We start from the raw sequence: 6,525 nt of genomic DNA, 5'->3' as shown, positions 1-6,525 counted from the left end.
ACTGATAGTTTTTTTGATAGGTAGAAATGCAGAAACTTCAAGAATATAGTCAGAAACATAAGGCCTCTCTTTCTTAAGAGTGACACAGAATATCTTCTGACTAACATCAGTAAGTGCACTAATCAGCTTTATAAGCACAGCCTCGTTGTGAGCGCGAAACAATAACTCCAAGCTCTTAAAGTCGTATCCTGTGCCTGGAAATTCGCACAGCTTCCTTTTCTTATGCTCATCTTCAACTACATTATAAATAAAAAAGATATAAACAGAATAAACATTCAAGTCAAAAAGCGATACCTTTTTATCATCTAATTCAATATTCTCCTCCCGCGATAATCGTTGGTACAAGATGTTCACATTTTTCAACTCTGCTCTACTAACAATACTATTGCCATATCGCCTGGGAGCTTTAACATGTTGAACCATCATTTGCATATGTTCACGATCTCTTTTGGTCAACAAATGCATCGGAACATCTTTACCTATAATCTTGCGCAGAACGACCTCCATTCGCTTCTCAAATATAAATAAAGCATCCCCTTGCTTCTTGACATTTCCTTTACTTCTATGTTTCGTATTTTTTGTCTTTCCCATTTTGTAATACTCAAATAATAGACACATCATACCCATATAGCAGGCTAAGTGCAGCCTATATTGAGTCCCCTAAATTTAAATAAATTATTAACTGAACAATATTAAAAGCACATGTCAAATAACAAAATAACTATACACGACATAAGAACTCGTCGTTTGAAAATCAAGCGAGCTAAAAACCAGCTTCATATTGGAAGCATTTACGAATGCCCAGACCTAGTAATTTTGTTGTAGTAACAGGTTTTTAAATGACAACAGCCCGCTAGCATTGCAAAATTTAAAGCCAAACCGCCTTAGTATACATATAGTGGAAGACCCAAACCTGACAGATTTATTTACAAGATGTAGAAAAATCTGTCAGGTTTAAGAAATTGCACCTAACGTTTAGTATAAGAAACGTAAGTGATTTCGAAGCACTTAGCCAAATTTGCATTTTGACACAAATTTAAAGTTTCGAAACAAACCGTCAAATCGCAGATTTGGCGGAGCTGATTAAATGCTCGAAGGTTTCGTAACCCACTGAGCCACTTATGTTTTTTACACATTGTTGTACTCTGGCCTTTTACCAAATCTTCCACCATCGTTTTTTCTTTTCATCATTCTGTTTCTCCTTTATCAGTCCAGTTTTATTAGCCTCCAAATGAGGATTGTTTTTTAATGTCTCTTGAAATGAACCTCCATTGATTTCCTTGGTGTTTAAGTCAACCGAGAAATCAGCCCATGGCTTTATTGAATTTATCGGGTCATATGATTGTCCTGTAACTATATTCTTATCAAGCTTTAAGTCACGAATACCGTCCCAAGATATTCTGTCACTTTCCCAAAAATCACCCGATTGATTATCCAACAACAAAATATGGGTGTCATCTGCACATATTAAACTACCATCACTTTTTTGAATCACATGCTTAATTGTCAATCCAAATGAGGGTTTTGGTGTTTCATTCTCAGTCGACATAATGTAGCCCAATCCTCCTGCAATCACAATTGTCGAATCACGGTCTGGATAATCAAAGATGCCATAATAGTCAGTCCAGCCAGGTTTAAAATTTGCAACCCAGTCAGTTCCGTCTGACTTGAAAAATCGCACAACATATCCTTCCGAAACAAATGGTTCATTATCAATCGTTATCGAAATGTACATTGGTCCATAAGGTGGTAATCCTTCTAATATTTCACATCTTTTATCTCTCATGTTTCAATTTACGTACTGCTTTCTTGGCTTGTGTACAACGTATGTGTAACATCAATATTGATGTTATCCCCCCAATATGGCACGATAACAACAACACTTATTTTAAGAGTACTAAAAGTAGACATAAATACAACTAAACAGTATTAAACAAGTCCAAAACTATTAATCAAAATTAAATCAGAATGGCTCTATATAAGTGTTTCATAAAAACCACTGATGGATAAATATTTAATCGAAGCTATCTGAATTCAACATGAGACAATATCACTTCACCTCCACAGAGCCCATCCTACAATCCATATCATCCATTTTACCCTCAGGGAAGCCAATATGAGCAACAGTTAATCGATTCTACCTAAAAATACATCCATGTAAAGGTTCTATTGATCGATCTTATCAGTAAATCTGTCCATTCTAAGGCTCAAGATGTCGATTCTACCAACAAATACGTCCATATAAAGTTTCTATTGATCGACCTTCCCAGCAAATCAGCCCATTCTGCTTTCCGTTAATGGATTTTACCAAAGGAATAATCAATTTCCACTGAGAATTAATTCATTTCAACCTGTATCAGCCTATTTGACTATAAAATTAACACATCAAACCAAACAAATTAACATTGTTTCACACTTATGTTTTCTAATTACTTCATTATGTGATTATAAAAATGTAATTTCATTGTTATTATATTAAACTTAAACCATTTTATTAATCAAAAATTAAAAGAACAATGAATCAATCAGAATCAAAATTTTTAGAACGCATTCGTATTGCATTAACCAATGCCGAATCGCATGCTGAAATCAAGGCTGCTTTAACTGAATATGGTATTGATGAAGCAAAATTTGCTCAAGGCTGGGAACTTTATAATCTAGGCAAGTACAGTTGGGAACTTAATAAGCAAGAAGAGTCTGAGACTCGCTTGGTATCCAACTCCTACCATGCAGCTTATGGCAAGTTGGAAATGAAGTTCAAGCGACATCGCGATTTAAGTCTAATTCTATGTAAGAAAGACCCTGACACCTTAATTCAATTGGGTGTAAAAGGTCGTTTCCCTACTAAATACAACGAGTTCTTCGACAAGGTCAAGTTATTTTATACAATAGCAAGCACAGAAACAGTTGTTCAGGATAAGTTGGCATTTATTAAACTAAGTCCAGAAATTGCGGCAACATGTTTAGGCGAATTAGAAGAAGTGCTTGCTTTACGTGCCAACTTCGATAAAGAAATGGGGGAATCGCAAGTAGCAACCGTATCTAAAAATGCCGCCCTACACAATTTGAGCGAATGGATGGATGAATTTGACACCATTGCTAAAATCGCCTTATACGATACACCACAACACCTCGAAGTTTTGGGTGTTCTGGTTAAAAGCTAAGCTCAACCTCTATAGAATACAAAAAGCCGACTCGCAAAAGTCGGCTTATTGAAAACAAAGCAAGGAAACAGCCCAAACTCTTTTTGAACTGCACCCCAAATGTTGTGTCCAACTTTTGGGGTGCAGTTCACTTTGGAGGATGGGCTTTTATATAAAATGTTAACTGTTGCGGTATGGTCAGTAAGAGATTGTGGGTTCTTCACCTATCAAGGCAAAACAAGATTTGCCAAGGGATAATCCACCCCGCAAACCACTGATACCCTAATTAATTAAACCGTGTGTTAGTGCCATATGCTTTATCACCTGGATGTAATTACTAACTTTATATATTAAAATAGAAATGTATTAATTCTATTAATTTATCTTTTAATATGGGTTTCGAGATATAATCATTACATCCCGATTCTAGAGCCTTTTCTCTATCTCCAAGAAGACCATATGCTGTTTGAGCAATAATGATAATATTTTTATTAAACTGACGAATTTGTCGTGTGGCTTCATATCCATCCATAGTCGGCATTCTGATATCCATCAGAATTAAATCAATATCAGGATTATTTCGGCAAATTTCGACAACTTCCGCACCAGTTCTTACTTTTATAATCGTCTTGCTGTATTTCTCAAGTTCAATTTCAATAAGCATTGCCGATATTTCATCATCGTCGGCAATAATTATTTTTAGCTTATTAATCAGATTCTCGTTCTTATAATTAGTGCCAATTTTTATCGAAGTGTTGTTAACTTTCAATTCAGGATTATATGGAATTGTAAAATAAAATACCGATCCTTTCCCTTCTTCACTCTCCACCCAAATTTTACCATCCAGCATTTCTACATATGATTTTGTAATTGCCAAGCCTAATCCTGACCCCTGAAAAGCTCTTGAATCTGAAATATCTGCCTGAATAAAACGTTCAAATATGGCTGCCTGCCTATCATTGGGAATACCAATGCCTGTATCTTTCACAAAAAATTCTAAGTCATTACCCTTTATCTCATACCCAAATTCTATCGACCCTTCGTCACAAAATTTAATCGCGTTTTTAACAAGGTTAATAAGAATTTTTTGAGTTTTTTCTTTGTCCGTCTTAATATTAGCTTTTTCTACTGGTAATGAATTTTTAAAAGAAAAATTTAATCCTTTACTCTCAGCTTCAGGCTTGAAAAAGATATAAACTAATTCTACTTGCTGGTTAATATTTGTTTCTAAATTATTTAGACCAATCAAACCTGATTCTATTTTCGATATATCTATAATGTCGTTAATTGTATTAAGCATACGTCTGCCACTTTCCTCAATAATTGAGATAAACTCTTTCTGTTCTTCATCGCTAAGATCAGGCTTATTGAGCAGCTCTGTAAATCCCAGAATACCATTCATGGGAGTACGAATTTCATGGCTCATATTAGCCAGAAACGCTGTTTTTAAACGTTCACTTTCTTCTGCTTTTTCCTTAGCCTCAATTAGTTTTATATTTATTTGTTTGTACTCCTCATTTTTTTCCTCAAGTTTTATTTCATAACTCTTCCTTTTCGTATTATTTACACCAACGCAGGCAACACCAGTTACGTCATTTGAATCGGAATGAAAAATTGTATTATGCCATGATATTTGCAATTCTTCTCCACTTTTTGTCAGAATCACATTCTCATAATTCTTTACAATGCTTTTTGAAATCATACTATCCGAAAAAACTTGATATACTTCATCTTTTATGTTCTTTGGAATAAATAATTCGAACCAGTTTTTTTCCAATACTTCATTTTGTACATATCCGGTAATCTGCAATAAATAATGATTGCAATATTTAATACAACCATCATTATTTAATAATAGAGACACGATATTACCACTTTCTAAAACCTGTGTAAATCTTCGTTCCGATTCATCCAATTTTGATTGTGCCAGTCTATTTTGAGTATTTTTATATTGTCTCAACATAATTATGCCGAGTAGCATTGTAGCTGGCGAATAGATAAAAACAAGAGGTAGAGCAATAGTTCTAAGAGTAGGCAATATTTTATCCGGCGGCAGTAAGAATGTACATAGAGACATTGTAATATGTACCAGAATTCCCATTACTAACAGTTCCAAATAGCTTTTTTTTGATTTCCAATCGGGTCTGAAACGTCTCCACAATAAACCTATTATTCCCGAAGAAATAATGACAGCAATGCCCATCCATTGACCATCTCCGCCAATTATCAATCTTACCATACTTGTAATAAACATAGTAATTACTGTAGGGATTGGACCAAAAAACAAACCTGATATAGAAATCATAACTGAACGGGTATCGAAAACAATACCCGGCGCCCATGTCCATGGAGTAAACATTAATACAACGCAAATACCACTCAAAATTAATCCAATAAGGATTTTTTTGCCGATACTTTTATAATTATCATCTTTAATCCAGAAATTCTCATATACCATTGCAAAGGCCAATAAAATGGCCGTGTTTTGTAATAACTCGATTATAATTGAATCTTTCATAAGATTGAGTACAATTTGTGGACTTTTATAAGGACCTCATTATATAATTATTTAGATCTTAACATATTTTCAATGCTGTCATTTTAATATGACAATATACAATATATCTGTATACCTCATATAAAAGTTACTAAAAACACCTTAAACAAAAGGATGCTCAATCATAAAGGCCTAATAAAGAACACAATATTCACTTTTATGCGATTCTTACTACATTGACCATAAAGTATGTGCAACATCAATATTGATGTTATTTCTTTTTAAATTTTTCTAAAAGGTGTTATTATCGTACCAATTTGGCAAGATAAGTGCCCCATTAAATTCAGAGTACTAAAATGAAGCATAACTCCCACGAAACAATATCCTTGTCACATATAAAGCAACAAACACGTACAAAATAGAAAAGCTCTGCATAAGAATGCGCTTATTGAAATATGACAACAAAAAAACCCAACCTCTTGTGGAGAATGGGTTATTTTTTTATCGTGTTATTGCTTTTTCACAACACGACTAAACAATCTTTTAATGACTTGAATGCAAGCTGTCAATTATAAAATCGTTGTATTTACTCCTGATAAACACATTCAAGCATTCTACTACAACAAAACTTACAAAGTAGACTCTCTCATGATTATGACATTTATAATTACGACTCATAGTAGGCCTACAATCAGCTTTTAACTACTGAAATTTATTTATTTTTATTACTTACCACACGATAATACCGAAACGAAGTGGTGATCAGCGAAGCTAATCGTGGGCTAGCACGGGATTAGCACAGGGTTAGCAAGTGTTATATTAATCTTTGTAATACCAAAATGGAATTTCCATAATAGTAATAATTGAGTCGGTACCCTGATGTTT

4 protein-coding genes are annotated in these 6,525 nt (G+C 34.0%); 1 reads left to right on the top strand and 3 read right to left on the bottom strand.

Annotated elements, in window-relative coordinates; all coding sequences use genetic code 11:
- Both ABY905_RS12510 and ABY905_RS12505 read right to left on the bottom strand, forming a co-directional pair.
- Window positions 1-591: hypothetical protein (locus ABY905_RS12510; protein WP_372644390.1), on the bottom strand; the 591-nt coding region annotated here is incomplete at its 3' end.
- A gap of 562 nt (window positions 592-1,153) precedes the next feature.
- Window positions 1,154-1,786, bottom strand: coding sequence for a hypothetical protein (locus tag ABY905_RS12505; protein WP_372644388.1), 633 nt, complete (start codon window positions 1,784-1,786; stop codon window positions 1,154-1,156).
- 730 nt (window positions 1,787-2,516) lie between these two features.
- Between ABY905_RS12505 and ABY905_RS12500 the strand changes: the two genes are divergently transcribed.
- Window positions 2,517-3,164, top strand: a complete 648-nt coding sequence (locus ABY905_RS12500; protein ID WP_372644386.1) for a hypothetical protein — start codon at window positions 2,517-2,519, stop codon at window positions 3,162-3,164.
- A gap of 322 nt (window positions 3,165-3,486) precedes the next feature.
- Here ABY905_RS12500 and ABY905_RS12495 read toward each other — a convergent pair whose 3' ends face one another.
- The gene (locus ABY905_RS12495) at window positions 3,487-5,661 is read right to left on the bottom strand and encodes a LytS/YhcK type 5TM receptor domain-containing protein (protein WP_372644384.1); all 2,175 of its coding nucleotides are present in this window, start codon (window positions 5,659-5,661) and stop codon (window positions 3,487-3,489) included.
- Window positions 5,662-6,525: the final 864 nt, after the last annotated feature.

Origin of the sequence: Ancylomarina sp., from assembly GCF_041555295.1 — a bacterium.
GTDB lineage: Bacteria > Bacteroidota > Bacteroidia > Bacteroidales > Marinifilaceae > Ancylomarina.
Note: the sequence above shows the minus strand (reverse complement) of the source record. Positions and strands in the feature narration are given on the sequence as shown.